Here is a 14931-nt window from a genome sequence, read left to right as displayed (position 1 = left end):
GTCAAGCGGATTGTTGCGTTCTGGTGTCCGCATTCCGAGCGTGACACTCCGGAAGGTGAGCTAACCGTCCGTTTCGCACGTGTCTGTCTCCTATCCGTTTGTCCGGATTTCGGGTTTTCGCCATGCGGTGATGTTGTGAAAACGAGACCACTTAAGTGTGGTTTACGGTCTGGCAGTCCCTGAGGATGGCTCCATTGAGCTCGGGTCAATGGGTCACACGCTGTGGGGAGCGTCGACTCACGAGCACACACGATGGGACCGGATTTCGCTGTCAGGGGTGTCAGCGGAACCCGGGTCCTTCACGAATCGACAGTGACTCCTGAGGAGGCAAATACCCATGCGCGGAGCAACGAGCGCCAAGTGGGTCGCGGGTGCCGTCATCGTGGCGATGGCTGCCACGGCTTGCAGCACCAGCAAGGACGAGGCCGGCGGCAAGGGCGGCAACATCACGGTGGTGCTCGGCGAGCCGCAGCACGGCCTGGTCGGTCAGAACACCGCCGAGTCCGAGGGCGCCGAGGTTCTCCACGCGCTCTTCACCGGTCTGGTCGACTACGACAACAAGACCAACGAGCCGAAGCTGGCCGCCGCCGAGTCCATCAACACGACCGACTCGAAGACCTGGACCATCAAGGTCAAGGACGGCCTCACCTTCCACAACGGTGAGAAGGTCGACGCCCAGTCCTTCGTCCGCGCCTGGAACTGGGGCGCCAACCAGGACAACGCCGCCGAGGGCATGCCGTTCTTCTCGAAGATCGAGGGCTCCGAGGAGCTCGCGCCGGGCAAGGACAAGAAGCCCACCTCCAAGGAGCTCAAGGGCCTCAAGGTCGTTGACGAGCGCACCTTCACCGTCACGCTGAAGGAGCCGTTCTCCCAGTTCAAGACGATGCTGGGCTACAACGCCTTCTACCCGCTGCCGAAGGCCTTCGAGACCGACGGCGCCAAGAAGTTCGGCGAGAACCCGATCGGCAACGGCCCCTTCCAGATGGACGGTGCCTGGGACCACAACAAGCAGATCAAGGTCAAGCGGTACGACAAGTACCCGGCCGAGGGTCGCGCCAAGCTCGCGGGCGTCACCTTCAAGATCTACGACAACCTGGACACGGCGTACAACGACCTGCGTTCGGACAACATCCAGATCGTCGACAAGCTCCCGATCTCGGCGATGGCCACCGTCTCCCAGGAGTTCGGCGACCGTTACATCTACAAGCCCGAGTCGGCCGTCGGCTACATCGGTCTCCCGCTGGAGCAGAACCCCGAGGCGTTCGGCAAGGTGGAGATCCGTCAGGCCCTCTCCATGGCCATCGACCGGGACGCCATCACGAAGACCATCTTCAACGGCACCCGCAAGCCGGCCGACGACTTCATCAGCCCCATCATCCCGGGCTACCGCAAGGGCGCGCTGGGCGAGGTCGGCACCTACAACCCGACCAAGGCCAAGGAGCTCTTCGACAAGGCCGGCGGTGTCCCCGGCAACAAGATGGAGCTCGGCTACAACGCCGACGGTGGCCACAAGGAGTGGATCGAGGCCGTCGCCAACCAGCTGAAGGCGAACCTCGGCATCGAGGTCACCGCCAAGCCGTTCGCCAAGTTCGGCGAGCTGCTGGACGACCTGGGCGCCTCGAAGTACAAGGGCGCGTTCCGTATGGCGTGGTCCATGGACTACCCGGCGGCGGAGAACTACCTCCGTCCGGTGTTCTCGAAGGTCGCCATCGAGAACGGCTCCAACTACGGCCACTACAAGAACGAAGAGTTCGAGAAGACCATGGCGGAGGCCGACAAGGCCACCGACCCCGCCGAGGGTCTGAAGCTGTACCAGAAGGCCGACGACATCGTCATCAAGGACCTTCCGTACATCCCGATCTTCACCTACATGTCTTCTTCGGCCTACTCCAAGTCCGTGAAGAACGTCGAGGTCGACGCCCAGGGCCGCATGGACCTGGCGAACGTCGAGCTCAACTAACACCCCTCTTCACGTAGGGGAACCCGGGGGCGGGCAGGCGGAATCAGGTTTCCGTCTGCCTGCCCTTTCCCCCTGTTCTTTGCTGGAGGTCTGATGGGCCGCTACCTCATCCGCCGACTCATACAGGCGATCCCTGTTCTGATCGGTGCCACGTTCCTGATCTACTGGCTGTCCTTCAAGCTCCCCGGTGACCCTATTCAGGCACTGGCCGGAGAGAAGAAGGCAGACCCGCTCGTCGCGGCGATGCTTCGCGAGAAGTACCACCTCAACGACTCGTTCCTGTCGCAGTACTGGAACTACATTTCCAACCTGTTCCAGGGCAACTTCGGCGAGACCCTGACCGGACGATCCGTCTGGGACAAGATCACCGAAGCCTTCCCCTACACGATGAACCTGGCGATCGTGGCCTTCCTGATCGAGGCCGTCGTCGGCGTCCTGGCCGGCATCATGGCCGCCCTGCGCCGCGGCAAGTTCCTCGACCAGCTCGTGCTCCTGTCCACGCTCCTGGTCATTTCGATCCCGGTCTTCGTGAGCGGCTTCATCCTTCAGCTGACGCTCGGCGTCCAGCTGAAGAACAGCTGGGGCATCGACTTCTTCCCCGTCTCCTTCAACGAGAACGACGGCATCCGCGCCTACCTGCTCCCGGCCCTGGTGCTCGCCTCGACCTCGCTCGCGTACGTGGCCCGACTGACCCGTACCAGCCTGATGGAGACGATGCGCGCCGACTACGTCCGCACCGCCACGGCGAAGGGCCTGCCCCGCCGCCGTGTCGTGGGCCGTCACGCGCTGCGCAACGCGCTCATCCCGATCGTCACCTTCCTCGGCGCCGACCTCGGCTCGCTCATGGGTGGCGCGGTCATCACGGAGAAGATCTTCAACATCCACGGGATCGGCGGCCTGCTGGCCGAGTCGGTCTACCGCAAGGAAGGCACCGTGATCGTGGGCGTCGTCTCGCTCCTGATCATCGTGTACCTCGTTGCCAACCTGATCGTGGACCTGCTGTACGCCGTGCTCGACCCGAGGATCCGCTATGCGTGAGACAACTACGGTGGGGGACGAGTTGACCGACACCAAGACCGCCGGCGCGCCCTCCACGAGCGGCACGGTCGGCAACACCCCCGGCAAGAAGGCGAAGAAGGAGCGCGAGGCCAGCCTCTGGTCCGACGCCGTCTCCGACCTCCGCCGCAACCCCATCTTCCTGATCGGCTCCGCGCTGGTCCTGCTGCTGGTCGTGCTCTCCGCGGTCCCGCAGTGGTTCACGCCGGACAGCCCGTTCACCGCGGGCGCCTGCCAGCTCCAGGACTCCCTGAAGAAGCCGAGCGCCGACCACTGGTTCGGCTTCGACGTCCAGGGCTGCGACGTCTACACGCGCACCGTGTGGGCGGCCCGCAACTCGATCATCGTCGGCATCGTCACCACCGCCCTGGTGATCGTCGTCGGCGGTGCGCTGGGCCTGCTGGCCGGCTGGGTCGGCGGCCTCGTCGACAGCCTGCTGTCCCGCTTCACCGAGATCTTCTTCGCCATCCCGCTGCTCCTCGGCGGAATGCTGATCATGTCCGGCCTCGGCAAGGGCAACGCCTGGACCGTGTCCATCGTGCTCGCCACCCTGGGCTGGCCGCAGATCTTCCGCATCATGCGGTCCTCGGTGCTGCAGAACAAGAACAACGACTACGTGGTCGCGGCCCGCGCCCTCGGCGCCGGCACGTGGCGCATCACGATGCGCCACATCCTGCCGAACGCCATCGCCCCCGTCATCGTGGTCGGTGCGATCAGCCTCGGCGTGTACATCGGTGCGGAGGCGGCGCTGTCCTACCTCGGCATCGGCGTCCAGCCGCCCGGCATCTCCTGGGGCCTGATGGTCAGCGACGCCTCCGTCCGCTGGCTCCAGGCACCGCACGTGCTCCTCTTCCCGGCCGCCGCGCTGAGCATCACCGTGCTCGCGTTCATCATGGTCGGCGACGCGGTGCGCGACGCCCTCGACCCGAAGCTGCGCTGAGGAAGGGCGTACGTTGACCACTATCAGCAAGACCTCGAACGTCCCCGCGCCCCGTTCGGCGCCGGAGGGGACCCCCCTGCTCGAAGTGCGCGACCTGCACGTCGAGTTCCACACCCGCGACGGTGTCGCCAAGGCCGTCAACGGTGTCTCGTACTCCGTGAACGCCGGCGAGACCCTCGCCGTCCTCGGCGAGTCCGGCTCGGGCAAGTCCGTGACGGCGCAGGCCATCATGGGCATCCTCGACATGCCCCCGGGCAAGATCCCGCACGGCGAGATCCTGTTCCAGGGCCAGGACCTGCTCAAGCTCCCGGCCGAGGACTTCCGCAAGATCCGCGGCCAGAAGATCGCCATGATCTTCCAGGACGCGCTGTCCTCGCTGAACCCCGTGCACACGGTCGGCGCCCAGCTCGGCGAGATGTTCCGCGTGCACCGCGGCATGTCGAAGAAGGACGCCACGGCCAAGGCCGTCGAGCTCATGGACCGGGTGAAGATCCCCGCCGCCAAGGCGCGCGTGGGTGACTACCCGCACCAGTTCTCCGGCGGTATGCGCCAGCGCATCATGATCGCCATGGCGATGGCCCTGGAGCCCGACCTGATCATCGCCGACGAGCCGACCACGGCCCTCGACGTGACGGTCCAGGCCCAGGTCATGGACCTGCTCGCGGAGCTCCAGCGCGAGATGAACATGGGCCTGATCCTGATCACCCACGACCTCGGCGTCGTCGCCGACGTCGCGGACAAGATCGCCGTCATGTACGGCGGCCGGATCGTCGAGAACGCCCCGGTCCACGAGATCTACAAGCGCCCGGCGCACCCGTACACCCGCGGCCTGCTGGACTCGATCCCGCGCCTGGACCAGAAGGGCCAGGAGCTCTACGCGATCAAGGGCCTGCCGCCCAACCTGCTCAACATCCCCTCGGGCTGCGCCTTCAACCCGCGCTGCCCCAAGGCGCAGGACATCTGCCGCACCGACGTGCCCGTCCTGCACCAGGTGACCGAGCGCGACGGCAGCGAGCTGCCCGGCCGCGGCAGCGCGTGCCACTTCTGGAAGGAGCAGATCCATGGCTGAGCCCACCGGGAACGCCCCCGAGCGCGAGCCGATCCTCCAGGTCCGCAACCTGGTCAAGCACTTCCCGCTGACCCAGGGCATCCTGTTCAAGAAGCAGGTCGGCGCGGTCAAGGCCGTCGACGGGATCTCCTTCGACCTGTACCGGGGCGAGACCCTCGGCATCGTCGGCGAGTCCGGCTGTGGCAAGTCCACCGTCGCCAAGCTGCTGATGAACCTGGAGCGGGCCACCGCCGGCGAGGTCTTCTACAAGGGCCAGGACATCACCAAGCTGTCCGGCCGCGCCCTGAAGACCGTGCGCCGCAACATCCAGATGGTCTTCCAGGACCCGTACACCTCGCTGAACCCGCGCATGACGGTCGGCGACATCATCGGGGAGCCCTTCGAGATCCACCCCGAGGTGGCTCCCAAGGGCGACCGGCGCCGCAAGGTCCAGGAGCTCCTGGACGTCGTGGGCCTCAACCCCGAGTACATCAACCGCTACCCGCACCAGTTCTCCGGCGGCCAGCGCCAGCGCATCGGCATCGCCCGCGGCCTCGCGCTCAACCCGGAGATCATCATCTGCGACGAGCCGGTCTCCGCGCTCGACGTGTCGGTGCAGGCGCAGGTCATCAACCTGATGGGGAAGCTGCAGGACGAGTTCGACCTCTCCTACGTCTTCATCGCGCACGACCTCTCGATCGTCCGGCACATCTCGGACCGCGTGGGCGTCATGTACCTGGGCAAGATGGCCGAGATCGGCTCCGACGCCGAGATCTACGAGCACCCCACCCACCCGTACACGCAGGCCCTGCTGTCCGCGGTGCCGGTGCCGGACCCCGAGGTCCGCGAGGCCCGCGAGCGCATCATCCTCACCGGTGACGTGCCCTCCCCGGCCAACCCGCCCTCGGGCTGCCGCTTCCGCACCCGCTGCTGGAAGGCCGAGGAGAAGTGCGCCACGGAGGAGCCGCTGCTGGCGATCCCGACGCGCTTCAAGAGCGTGAACACCCCGGCCGCCCACGAGTCGGCGTGCCACTTCGCGGAGGAGAAGGCCGTCCTGGCCGTCTGACCCCCTCCGCACGCTCGTCCCGGGGCGCCCGGGGCCGGAACCTTCCGGCCCCGGGCGCTCCGGCGCGTTCCCGTCCGTAGCGCGGGAAGCCGGTTGCGGCCGGGCACGGGGTGCGCCGACAGTGGGCGGATGCGCGACACGCTGACCGTCCGGCCCGCCGGCCCCGGGGACGCCTCCGACCTCTGCGCCCTGCTCAACGCCGTCGACGTCATCGAGATCGGCAGACCCGAGACCGACCTGGGCACGGCCCTGGCCGACCTCAACCACCCCGGGGTCGACCTGGCCACCGACTCCTGGCTGGCCCTGCGGGGCGGCCGGCCCGTCGCCTACGCCCTCGTCTGGAACGACTCCGGCCCGGGCCGGATCGACGGCGACCACTACGTGCTGCCGGGCGAGCCCCGGGCCGCCCGCATGCTGCTGGAGCTGATGGAGGCCCGCGCCCGCGAGATGGCCGCCGGGGCCGCCCGCCCCCGCCTGCGCCTGCAACTGGGCGCCGCATCCACCCTGGACCCGGCCCTCCTCGTCGGCCGCGGCTACCGCGTCGTGCGCCGCCACCAGGTGATGACCCGTCGGCTCACCGCCGCCGACGCCGTCCCGCCCACCGCGCCCCCGGGGCTGACCCTGCGCGACTGCGGGGCCGACCGGGCCGACCGCCGCCGGGCGCACGCCCTGGTGGAGGAGACCTTCGCCGGCCACTTCGGACACGTCCCGCGCGCGTACGAGCCCTGGCTGGACCACCTCGACGCCCGCGCCCTCGACTGGTCCCTGGTGTGGATCGCGAGCCTGCCCGGGGCGGGCGACGCGGCCGTGCTGCTCACCCGGGACGACCGCACCCGCATGGGCTGGGTCAGCCACATCGGCGTGCGCGAGGGGCTGCGGGGCCGGGGCGTCGGCGGCTTCCTGCTCCGCCACGGATTCGCCGCGTACGCCACCCGGGGCCGGCGCACCGTGGGCCTCGGCGTGGACACCGCCAACGAAACCGGCGCCCTCGGGCTGTACGCGGCGCACGGCATGCGACCGCACTACGCGGTGGACACCTGGGAGCTGGCTTTGCACTCGCAGGGGTGACAGCCGGGGGACGCGGGGGTGCAATCGGTCCAACCACGGGTGTGCAGGGACCCACATGGGGTGACATTGGCCCCGAAGCGAGTCTTGGTACCCCTAGGAGGCACTCCATGCGCGGAGCCACCCACGCCAAGTGGGCCGCATGTGCGGTGGCCGTCGCCCTCACGGCGACGGCCTGCGGCGGCGGCAGCGACAGCGGCGGGGGTGGCGGTGGCGGTGCCGGAGGGATCGTCAGTTCCTCCTGGGGCGACCCGCAGAACCCCCTGGAACCCGCCAACACCAACGAGGTGCAGGGCGGCAAGGTCCTCGACATGCTCTTCCGCGGTCTCAAGCGCTACGACCCGAAGACCGGCGAGGCCGTGAACATGCTCGCCGAGAAGATCGACACCACGGACAGTCAGAACTTCACGATCACGCTGAAGGACGGCTGGAAGTTCAGCAACGACGAGCCCGTCACCGCCCAGTCCTTCGTCGACGCCTGGAACTACGGCGCGGACGTGCGCAACAAGCAGAACAACTCGCCCTTCTTCTCCGACATCGTCGGCTACGAGGACGTGCACCCCGCGACCGGGGAGCCCAAGGCGAAGACCATGTCCGGGCTGGTCGTCAAGGACCCCAAGACCTTCACCGTCGCCCTGAAGCACAAGTTCTCCACCTGGCCCGAGACCCTCGGCTACCAGGCCTTCTCCCCGCTGCCCAAGGCCTTCTTCACCGACCACGCCGGCTGGCTCGACAAGCCGGTGGGCAACGGCCCGTACACGGTGGACTCGTACACCAAGGGCACCGGCATGAAGCTGCGCAAGTGGGACGGCTACACGGGCGCGGACAAGGCGCTGAACGGCGGCGTGGACCTCAAGGTCTACACCGACAGCAACACCGCCTACACGGACCTGATCTCCGGCAACCTCGACCTGGTCGACGACATCCCGGCCCAGCAGCTCAAGAACGTCAAGAACGACCTCGGCGACCGCTACATCAACCAGCCCGCGCTCATCATCCAGACCCTCACCTTCCCGCTCTACGACCCCCAGTGGGGCAAGGAGGGCATGGAGAAGGTCCGCCGGGGCATCTCGATGGCGATCAACCGCGACGAGATCACCCAGCAGATCTTCCGCGAGACCCGTACGCCCGGCAAGGACTGGACCTCCCCGGCCCTCGGGGCCAAGGGCGGCTTCAACGCCACCCTCTGCGGCGACGCCTGCAAGTACGACCCCGCCGCGGCCAAGAAGCTCATCCAGGAGGGCGGCGGCCTGCCCGGCGGGAAGGTCACGCTGACCTCCAACGTCGACACCGGCTCGCACCGCGAGTGGATGGACGCGGTCTGCAACAGCATCAACAACGCGATCGGTGAGGGCCCGGTCTGCACGGTCAACCCGATCGGCACCTTCGCCGACTTCAGGAACCAGCAGAGCGCCTACAAGCTGACCGGCCCCTTCCGCTCCGGCTGGCAGGCCGACTACCCGCTGATCCAGAACTTCCTCCAGCCGCTCTACTACACCGGGGCCTCCTCCAACTACGGCAAGTTCAGCAACCCGGACTTCGACAAGCTCGTCGACGAGGCCAACCAGGAGAGCGACGCCCCCAAGGCGATCGCCAAGTTCCAGGACGCGGAGAAGATCCTCGCGGAGCAGATGCCGTCCATCCCCCTCTGGTATCAGAACGGCAGCGCCGGGCACTCCGAGCGGATCTCCGACGTCGCCCTGAACCAGTTCAGCGTCCCGGTCTACAACCAGATCACGGTCAGCTGACCCACCCCTCGGATCGATCCTGGAGCAGTCCATGGGACGTTACGTGATCCGGCGACTGCTCCAGATGATCCCGGTGTTCATCGGCAGCACGTTCCTGATCTTCTTCATGGTGTACGCGCTCGGCGACCCGGTGGCGGCCCTCTTCGGCGACAAGGCCCCCGACCCCGCCACCGCCGCGCGGATCCGCAAGGACCTCTACCTCGACCAGCCCCTGTGGAAGCAGTACCTGCACTACATGGGCCAGATCTTCCAGGGCGACTTCGGCACCGCCTTCAACGGGCAGAGCGTGACCGACCTGATGGCCTCGGCCTTCCCCGTCACCCTGCGCCTGACCATCGTCGCGATCTTCTTCGAGATCGTCATCGGCATCACCCTCGGCGTGATCACCGGGCTGCGCCGGGGCAAGTCCATCGACACCTCGGTCCTGGTGCTCACCCTCGTCGTCATCTCGGTGCCCACCTTCGTCACCGGCTACCTGCTCCAGTACGTCTTCGGCGTCAAATGGGGCTGGGTACGGCCCACCGTCTCCCCTGACGCCCCCTTCAACGAGCTGATCCTGCCGGGCATCGTCCTCGCCCTCGTCTCGCTCGCCTACGTCACCCGGCTCTCACGGACCTCCATCGCCGAGAACGCCAAGGCCGACTACGTCCGCACCGCCACCGCCAAGGGCCTGCCGCGCCACCGCGTCGTCACCCGCCACCTGCTGCGCAACTCCCTGATCCCCGTCGTCACCTTCATCGGCACCGACATCGGCGCCCTGATGGGCGGCGCCATCGTCACCGAGCGGATCTTCAACATCCACGGCGTCGGCTACCAGCTCTACCAGGGCATCCTGCGCAACAACTCACCCACCGTGGTCGGCTTCGTCACCATCCTCGTGATCGTCTTCCTGCTGGCGAACCTGCTCGTGGACCTGCTCTACGCGGTCCTGGACCCGAGGATCCGGTATGCCTGACCCCGAGCGCCCGGAAGGCCCCGCCATGTACGACCCCGTGGGCCCACGTCCGCGCGAGGCGGTCTCGCCCACCGGTCAGGGCGGGCCCATGGACCTCGCCGTGGAGGGGGGCGAGAGCCTGGAGCGGCCCCCCGGACCCGACACCGGCCCGCGGGAGAAGGCCCGCTCCCTCTGGTCCGACGCCTGGCACCAGCTGCGCCGCAACCCCGTCTTCGTCATCTCCTCCCTGATGATCCTCTTCCTGGTGGTCATCGCGATCTGGCCCCAGCTCATCGCGAGCGGCGACCCCCTGTACTGCCAGCTGTCCAAGTCCCAGCAGGGCCCCGAGCCCGGACACCCCTTCGGGTACGACACCCAGGGCTGCGACGTGTACACCCGTACCGTCTACGGAGCCCGCGCCTCCATCACCGTCGGCGTCTGCGCCACCCTCGGCGCCGCCCTGCTGGGCTCCGCGCTCGGCGGGCTCGCCGGTTTCTTCGGCAGCTGGGGCGACGCCGTGCTCTCCCGAGTCGCCGACGTCTTCTTCGGGATTCCCGTCGTCCTCGGCGGCCTGGTGTTCCTCTCCGTGGTCACCAGCACCACCGTCTGGCCCGTCGTCGGCTTCATCGTGCTGCTGGGCTGGCCGCAGATCGCCCGCATCGCCCGCGGCTCGGTCATCACCGCCAAACAGAACGACTACGTGCAGGCGGCCCGCGCCCTCGGCGCCGGCAACGGCCGGATGCTGCTGCGGCACGTGGCCCCCAACGCCGTCGCCCCCGTCATCGTCGTCGCCACCATCGCGCTGGGCACCTACATCGCCCTCGAAGCCACCCTGTCGTTCCTCGGCGTCGGGCTGCGGCCGCCCACCGTCTCCTGGGGCATCGACATCTCCAACGCCGCCCCCCAGATCCGCAACGCCCCGCACATGCTGCTCTGGCCGGCGGGCGCCCTGAGCCTGACCGTGCTCGCCTTCATCATGCTCGGCGACGCGGTGCGCGACGCCCTCGACCCCAAGCTGCGCTGAGGAGTGAGTCGCCAGATGCTGCTCGAAGTCCGCGACCTGCACGTGGAGTTCAAGACCCGCGACGGCGTCGCGAAGGCGGTCAACGGGGTGAACTACTCGGTCGACGAGGGCGAGACGCTCGCCGTGCTCGGCGAGTCCGGCTCCGGCAAATCCGTCACCGCGCAGGCCGTGATGGGGATCCTCGACGTGCCGCCGGGCCGCATCGCCGGCGGCGAGATCCTCTTCAAGGGCAAGAACCTCCTCACGATGAAGGAGGAGGAGCGGCGCAGGGTGCGCGGCGCCGGAATGGCGATGATCTTCCAGGACGCCCTGTCCTCCCTCAACCCCGTGCTCAGCGTGGGCGCCCAGCTCGGCGAGATGTACGAGGTCCACCGCGGGATGTCCCGCAAGGACGCCAGGACCAAGGCCGTGGAGCTGATGGACCGGGTCAGGATCCCGGCGGCGAGGCAGCGGGTGGGGGACTACCCGCACCAGTTCTCCGGCGGTATGCGCCAGCGCATCATGATCGCCATGGCGCTGGCCCTGGACCCTTCCCTGATCATCGCCGACGAGCCGACCACGGCCCTCGACGTGACGGTCCAGGCCCAGGTCATGGACCTGCTCGCGGAGCTCCAGCGCGAGATGAGCATGGGCCTGATCCTGATCACCCACGACCTCGGCGTCGTCGCCGACGTCGCCGACAGGATCGCCGTCATGTACGCGGGCCGGATCGTCGAGAACGCCCCCGTCCACGACCTCTACGCGGCCCCCGCCCACCCCTACACCCGCGGCCTGCTCGACTCGATCCCGCGCCTGGACCAGAAGGGCCAGGACCTCTACGCCATCAAGGGCCTGCCGCCCAACCTGCTCGCCATCCCGGCCGGCTGTGCCTTCAACCCCCGCTGCCCGATGGCCCGCGCCGCCTGCCGGGCGGAGGTCCCGCCGCTGGCCGACGTCGCCCCGGGCAGGGCCAGCGCCTGCTTCTTCTGGAAGGAGTGCCTCGGTGGCTGAGCCCATCCTGGAGGTCCGCGGCCTCGTCAAGCACTACCCGCTCACCCAGGGCATCCTCTTCAGGAAGCAGATCGGCGCGGTCAAGGCCGTCGACGGGGTCTCCTTCGGCCTGGCGGCCGGCGAGACCCTCGGCATCGTCGGCGAGTCCGGCTGCGGGAAGTCCACCGTCGCCAAGATGCTGGTCAACCTGGAACGCCCGACCGCGGGCGCGATCTCGTACAAGGGCCAGGACATCACCAAGCTGTCCGGCCGCGCCCTGAAGGCCGTCCGCCGCAACATCCAGATGGTCTTCCAGGACCCGTACACCTCGCTGAACCCGCGCATGACGGTCGGCGACATCATCGGGGAGCCCTACGAGATCCACCCCGAGGTGGCCCCCAAGGGCGACCGCCGCCGCAGGGTCCAGGAACTCCTGGACGTCGTGGGCCTCAACCCCGAGTACATCAACCGCTACCCGCACCAGTTCTCCGGCGGCCAGCGCCAGCGCATCGGCATCGCCCGCGGCCTCGCGCTGAGGCCCGAGGTCATCGTCGCGGACGAGCCCGTCTCCGCGCTCGACGTCTCCGTCCAGGCCCAGGTCGTCAACCTGCTGGAGCGCCTCCAGGGCGAGTTCGGGCTCTCGTACGTGTTCATCGCGCACGACCTCTCGATCGTGCGGCACATCTCGGACCGGGTCGCCGTCATGTACCTCGGCCGGATCGCCGAGACCGGCACCGACACGCAGATCTACGACCACCCCACCCATCCGTACACCCAGGCCCTGCTCTCCGCCGTGCCCGTCCCCGACCCCGGGGCCCGCGAACGCCGCGAGCGCATCATCCTCACCGGTGACGTGCCCTCCCCGGCCAACCCGCCCTCGGGCTGCACCTTCCGCACCCGCTGCTGGAAGGCCGAGGCGCGCTGCGCCGCGGAGGTCCCGCTGCTGGCGGTCCCGCAGGCCTTCCCGTCCGGGCCGGCCGCCCATCCGTCGGCCTGTCACTTCGCGGCCGAGAAGCGGGTGGTGCCGCCCGCGCCGCCGACCCCGGGAGACGCCGACGGGTAGCGTCCGGCCGGGCCGTCCGGCGGCCCCCGGCCTTTCGAGCGATTATTTTTCGCCACCGTGCATACGGGGTCGCCGTCGGGTTCCGGCCATGACAACACGCGCTGCACATGGGCGACTTGACCGTTTCTGCCCCGAGTTCCGGACCGTGCGTGCGGGTGGGATGTGGCCGTTCGCACCCCGGGGGGCGCCGGGGGTGCCACGACACCCTCCCGTCCGGCCCCCGTGTGCCCCGGGGCGTGCGCGCCATGCGCCCCTCGTGCTGCCGGAATTCGATCGATGCGCTGGTACGGATAGTTATGATCCGTAGCGCACGGTGGGTATGACTTCGCCGAGCACGAGTACGCGTACCGATGTCCGCTCGACGTGGAGGTGAAACGCCGTGGCACTCTCGATCTCGGCCGTGGTGCTGCTGGCGATCGTCGTCTTCCTTCTGGTCCGGAGGTCGGGACTGAAGGCGGGGCACGCCTTTGTGTGCGTGCTGCTCGGGTTCTACCTGGCGAGCTCGACGATCGCTCCGACGCTCAGCCAGCTCACGTCCAACGTGGCGAGCATGATCAGCGGCCTCAAGCTGTAGGGACGCGGCCGGGCGGTCCTGCTCGTAGGCTGGCCCCATGAACGGTCTTCCCGCCCGTCGTCTGCTCCTCGTGCACGCGCACCCGGACGACGAGTCGATCAACAACGGCGTCACCATGGCCAAGTACGCGGCCGAGGGCGCCCACGTCGCCCTGGTGACCTGCACGCTCGGCGAGGAGGGCGAGGTCATCCCGGCGGACCTCGCCCACCTCGCGCCGGACCGCGACGACACCCTCGGCCCCTTCCGGGTCGGCGAGCTCGCCGCGGCCATGAAGGAACTCGGGGTCACCGACCACCGCTTCCTCGGCGGCGCCGGCCGCTACCGGGACTCCGGGATGATGGGCGCCCCGCAGAACACCCGCCCCGGCGCCTTCTGGTCCGCCGACCCGGACGAGGCGGCCGGCTACCTCGTGGAGGTGATCCGGGAGCTGCGGCCGCAGGTCCTCGTCACCTACGACCCCGACGGCGGCTACGGCCACCCCGACCACATCCAGGCCCACCGCGTCGCCACGCGCGCCGCGGAGCTGGCCGCCGACCCCGCCTGGCGGCCGGACCTCGGCCCCGCGCACGCGGTGGCCAAGCTGTACTGGAACCGGGTCCCGCGCTCGGTCGTCGACGAGGGCTTCGCCCGGCTGCGCGCCACCGGGGCCTCCTTCCCCGGTGTGGCGGGCCCGCAGGACGTCCCCGGGGTCGTCGACGACGAGCGGATCACCGCCGAGATCGGCGACGACGATGACGACACCGGTGGCGGCGGCGGGCGGCCGTGGGCGGCGGCCAAGGCGGCCGCGATGCGCGCGCACGTCACCCAGATCGCCCTGGACGGTCCCTTCTTCGCCCTCTCCAACGACCTGGCCCAGCCGCTGTTCGTCCGGGAGTACTACGAACTCGCCGCGGGCGAGCCGGGAGCCCCGGCCGGCACGCGCGAGCGGGACCTCTTCGCGGGGGTGCGCGCATGACCACGCCCTGGACCCCCGGACGGATCGCCGCCCTGCTCGGCCTGCTCCTCGCGGGCGCGCTCACCGGCGCGGCCGGCTGGCTCGTGCTGGACCTGTGGTTCCCGGCCGGGCTGCTGCTGGCCCTGCTGGCCCTGCTCGGCCTGTTCCTCGGCGCCCGGATCGCGATCGGCGCGGGGGCCGGAGTGGGCGCCGCGGCGGCCGGCTGGTTCCTGTCGTACGTCCTGCTCAGCCTCCCCCGCCCCGAAGGGGACTTCCTGTTGGGTTCCTCCGGAATCGGTATGTACGCATACCTTTTGGGGGGAAGTGTGATCGCTGTGATCTGTGCCACGATGCGCGGCCCCGTGGAGGGGCCCGTTTCGGCCTCCCGGCCGCGCGGCTGACGGGCCGCCGAACTCCGCCGCTCGCCGATCGGGGACGGGTTGAGGGGGTTTGACGGGCCCTCGGCAGGGGGCGTGCGGGGAGCGAAGAGGAACCTGGGATTCCCGGGGGACAGTTGCGCGCGGGCGGCGGCCAGTATGGTGGACGGGCC

14 protein-coding genes are annotated in these 14931 nt (G+C 69.0%); all 14 read left to right on the top strand.

Annotated features, from left to right (window positions below):
* The first annotated feature begins 337 nt into the window (after positions 1-337).
* The 14 genes from SLAV_RS13920 (at position 338) to SLAV_RS13855 (ending at position 14782) form a co-directional block, all read left to right on the top strand.
* Positions 338-1960: a peptide ABC transporter substrate-binding protein gene (locus SLAV_RS13920; RefSeq protein ID WP_030226094.1), complete on the top strand. Its 1623-nt coding sequence runs from the start codon at positions 338-340 to the stop codon at positions 1958-1960.
* Positions 1961-2053: 93 nt separating this feature from the next.
* Positions 2054-2998, top strand: coding sequence for an ABC transporter permease (locus SLAV_RS13915; protein ID WP_030226092.1), 945 nt, complete (start codon positions 2054-2056; stop codon positions 2996-2998).
* Entirely contained in the window at positions 2991-3956 is a 966-nt protein-coding gene (locus SLAV_RS13910; protein ID WP_030226091.1) for an ABC transporter permease, read from the top strand. The genes SLAV_RS13915 and SLAV_RS13910 overlap by 8 nt, the downstream gene beginning before the upstream one ends.
* 13 nt (positions 3957-3969) lie before the next feature.
* A complete protein-coding gene (locus SLAV_RS13905; RefSeq protein ID WP_030226088.1) occupies positions 3970-5025 on the top strand; it encodes an ABC transporter ATP-binding protein in 1056 nt (351 codons plus the stop codon).
* Positions 5018-6070, top strand: coding sequence for an ABC transporter ATP-binding protein (locus SLAV_RS13900; RefSeq protein ID WP_100660878.1), 1053 nt, complete (start codon positions 5018-5020; stop codon positions 6068-6070). The genes SLAV_RS13905 and SLAV_RS13900 overlap by 8 nt, the downstream gene beginning before the upstream one ends.
* 129 nt (positions 6071-6199) lie before the next feature.
* Complete coding sequence (locus SLAV_RS13895; protein ID WP_030226083.1) at positions 6200-7138, top strand: GNAT family N-acetyltransferase; 939 nt, start codon at positions 6200-6202, stop codon at positions 7136-7138.
* 107 nt (positions 7139-7245) lie between these two features.
* On the top strand, positions 7246-8883 hold the full coding sequence (locus SLAV_RS13890; protein ID WP_030226081.1) for a peptide ABC transporter substrate-binding protein: 1638 nt from the start codon (positions 7246-7248) through the stop codon (positions 8881-8883).
* 31 nt (positions 8884-8914) lie between these two features.
* The gene (locus tag SLAV_RS13885; protein ID WP_030226080.1) at positions 8915-9838 is read left to right on the top strand and encodes an ABC transporter permease; all 924 of its coding nucleotides are present in this window, start codon (positions 8915-8917) and stop codon (positions 9836-9838) included.
* Positions 9831-10841 carry an ABC transporter permease gene (locus SLAV_RS13880; RefSeq protein WP_199922122.1) on the top strand — a complete coding sequence of 337 codons (1011 nt, stop codon included), beginning with the start codon at positions 9831-9833 and terminating at the stop codon, positions 10839-10841. The genes SLAV_RS13885 and SLAV_RS13880 overlap by 8 nt, the downstream gene beginning before the upstream one ends.
* A 15-nt stretch (positions 10842-10856) precedes the next feature.
* Positions 10857-11831 carry an ABC transporter ATP-binding protein gene (locus tag SLAV_RS13875; RefSeq protein ID WP_030226076.1) on the top strand — a complete coding sequence of 325 codons (975 nt, stop codon included), beginning with the start codon at positions 10857-10859 and terminating at the stop codon, positions 11829-11831.
* Positions 11824-12873 (top strand): ABC transporter ATP-binding protein, encoded by a 1050-nt coding sequence (locus tag SLAV_RS13870; protein WP_100660877.1) that lies wholly within the window; start codon positions 11824-11826, stop codon positions 12871-12873. The genes SLAV_RS13875 and SLAV_RS13870 overlap by 8 nt, the downstream gene beginning before the upstream one ends.
* A 379-nt stretch (positions 12874-13252) precedes the next feature.
* Positions 13253-13447 carry a hypothetical protein gene (locus tag SLAV_RS13865; protein WP_030226073.1) on the top strand — a complete coding sequence of 65 codons (195 nt, stop codon included), beginning with the start codon at positions 13253-13255 and terminating at the stop codon, positions 13445-13447.
* A 37-nt stretch (positions 13448-13484) separates the two neighbouring features.
* Positions 13485-14402, top strand: coding sequence for an N-acetyl-1-D-myo-inositol-2-amino-2-deoxy-alpha-D-glucopyranoside deacetylase (gene mshB / locus SLAV_RS13860; RefSeq protein WP_030226070.1), 918 nt, complete (start codon positions 13485-13487; stop codon positions 14400-14402).
* Positions 14399-14782 (top strand): DUF6113 family protein, encoded by a 384-nt coding sequence (locus SLAV_RS13855; RefSeq protein ID WP_030226068.1) that lies wholly within the window; start codon positions 14399-14401, stop codon positions 14780-14782. The genes mshB and SLAV_RS13855 overlap by 4 nt, the downstream gene beginning before the upstream one ends.
* The last annotated feature ends 149 nt before the right edge of the window (positions 14783-14931 follow it).

The sequence above is a fragment of the Streptomyces lavendulae subsp. lavendulae genome (assembly GCF_002803845.1).
Classification (GTDB): Bacteria; Actinomycetota; Actinomycetes; order Streptomycetales; family Streptomycetaceae; genus Streptomyces; species Streptomyces lavendulae.
This window is presented reverse-complemented; position numbering and strand designations above follow the sequence as displayed.